2 protein-coding genes are annotated in these 2,664 nt (G+C 41.8%); one reads left to right on the top strand and one right to left on the bottom strand.

Annotated elements, in window-relative coordinates:
* A partial coding sequence (locus tag BTA30_RS20370; RefSeq protein ID WP_076763560.1) for a DNA gyrase/topoisomerase IV subunit A occupies positions 1-1,777 on the top strand: 1,777 nt, incomplete at its 5' end.
* A 395-nt stretch (positions 1,778-2,172) separates the two neighbouring features.
* Here BTA30_RS20370 and BTA30_RS20360 read toward each other — a convergent pair.
* Positions 2,173-2,664, bottom strand: a 492-nt coding sequence (locus BTA30_RS20360) for a substrate-binding domain-containing protein (protein ID WP_158027666.1), incomplete at its 5' end; no start/stop codon positions are given.

The following is a 2,664-nucleotide window of genomic DNA, read 5'->3' as shown; positions in this document are numbered from 1 at the left end:
TCCAACGGGAGGCATCATCCAGGGGAAAGAAGGCATTAAAAAAGCCTATGAAACCGGAAAAGGAAAAATCATCATCAGAGGTAAAGCCGAGACTGAAACGATCAGAGGCGGCCGCCAGCAAATTGTCATCACTGAAATTCCGTTTGAGGTCAACAAAGCAAATTTGGTCAAAAAAATGGATGAATACAGGATTGAACGCAAAGTTGAAGGGATTGCCGAAGTTCGCGATGAGACGGACCGCACAGGTCTCAGAATCGTGATTGAACTCAAAAAAGAAGCAGATGCGCAAGGCATTTTGAATTTCTTATATAAAAACACCGATCTGCAAATTCCGTATAATTTTAATATGGTGGCGATTCATAACAGAAGACCGATGCTGATGAACCTCACCTCTATTTTAGATGCCTATATCGGGCATCAGAAAGAAGTAATCACCAATCGTTCTCAGTATGAGCTGAAAAAAGCGAAGGAAAGACACCATATTGTAGAAGGATTAATAAAGGCGCTGTCCATCCTGGATGAAGTCATTTCAACGATCCGCTCTTCAAACGATAAGCGGGACGCCAAAAATAACCTGATCGACAAATTTGCATTCACAGAACTGCAGGCTGAAGCGATTGTTTCATTGCAGCTGTACAGATTGACAAACACTGATATTACGGCTTTGCAGGAAGAGGCAAAAGAGCTTGATCGAAAAATACAAGAGCTTGAAGCGATCCTGTCCAATGATCAGAAGCTTTTGAAGGTCATCAAGGACAACCTGAAAAAGCTCAAAAAAACCTATGCAGGCCAGAGGCGGTCTGTGATCGAAGCGAAAATCGAGGAAATCAAAATCAATCTTGAAGTCATGGTGGCTTCAGAAGATGTTTATGTAACCGTCACAAAAGACGGCTATATCAAACGAACAAGCCAGAGGTCATTCGCTGCTTCAAACGGTCAGGACTTCGGCATGAAGGATACAGACCGTTTGCTCTGCCAATTGGAGATGAATACGACAGACGTGCTGCTGCTGTTTACGAATAAAGGAAGCTATGTGTATTGTCCTGTTCACCAGCTGCCGGATATCAGATGGAAAGATCTAGGACAGCATATTACGAACATCATTTCGATTGACAGTGACGAGTCCATTATAAAAGCGATTCCTGTCAAGGAATTTACAGAGTCCGAATATCTTCTGTTTTTTACGAAGAACGGAATGGCGAAAAGATCCCAGCTTCTTCAGTATAAAGCACAGCGCTATTCAAAAGCTTTAGTCGCGCTCAATTTAAAAGGCGACGATGAAGTGGTCGATGTACATGTCACAGACGGAACAAAAGACATTTTTATCGCAACACATTCCGGCTATGGCCTATGGTTCTCTGAGGAAGAAGTCAGCGTCGTCGGAGCCAGGGCGGCCGGTGTTAAAGGCGTGAATTTAAAAGACGGCGATTTTGTCGCCTCAGGCCAGATTTTAGAAGAATCAGATGTGATCGTCCTTGTCACGCAGCGAGGATCTGTGAAACGAATGAACCGTACGGAATTTGAAAAAACATCAAGGGCAAAACGAGGCGTTCTGATGCTGAGGGAGCTGAAGAAAAAACCTCACCGCATCGCCGGGCTGCTTGCCTGCTCATACCATGCGCAAATCATGATCCAGACTGAAAAAGGCATCACAGAAGAGATGCTCATCAAGAAGATCAAACTGCATGACCGATACAGCAACGGCTCATTTATTATTGATGAAGATGAAGCCGGGGAAGTAACGGATGTGTGGATTAGCAAACATGAACAGGAGTGAAATCGACCTGCACCCCAATTGTAATTCAATATCTAGGGGTATCACCACATGTCTATCAAGAATAGAGCCATTTCTGCAAGATCACGATGAATGATACAGAAAAGAGCATGCCAGATAAACCTTAAACAGGTCCATTTTTAAACACTATGCTACTTTCTTGTGATACAAGTAGACAGCACCCAATATATCAAAGACTGTCTTTTTCTCGTATCGGTGAGATTTTCGCCCGTTTTTCTGATTCAAAATGAAATAGTGATGACTATTTTTTTGGTGATGAGTAAGCGTCAAATACATGAAAGTTCTCTGCTGGTTAATTGATAACAGAGTAAAACAACCCAGTTCGTGTTCACGCCTTTAGTGAACATGGACTGGGTTTTTCCTTGATCACACAAAGATTATTGTACTTCTAACTTTTTTACGGTTTCGCCTTCAATTAACACAGGTTGATAGTAGGTTTCGTTTGGTAAATCCTTCTTTCCTTGTAATTTCTTAATGACCCAATCAGCTGCATCGTGTCCCATTTGTTCTTGAGGGTGTGTCAATGTTGTTAGTTTGATGTTCGCATTTTTGGCAATATACGAATTGTCCTGTCCAATAATTGACAATTTGTCCGGAATAGAAATATTAAGTTGTCTGCATACATTTGCCACTTCCAACCCTACTTCGTCGTTATAGCAAACAATTGCAGTCAACACGTCTCTATTTTCATTTAGAAACTTCTTCAGGTTTGTGTATAGCTCCAGCTTCGTCTCTGTATTGTACGAAAGCACATGCTCTGGTTGAAATCGTAATTTGGCTTCACCAAGCGCTTTTATATACCCCTTCATTCGATACTTTCCTTGTAAATCATCCATTTTTGAAATGAGAGCAATTTGTGTATGTCCTTT

This window comes from Bacillus swezeyi (assembly GCF_001969815.1).
GTDB classification, from domain to species: domain Bacteria; phylum Bacillota; class Bacilli; order Bacillales; family Bacillaceae; genus Bacillus; species Bacillus swezeyi.
This window is presented reverse-complemented; position numbering and strand designations above follow the sequence as displayed.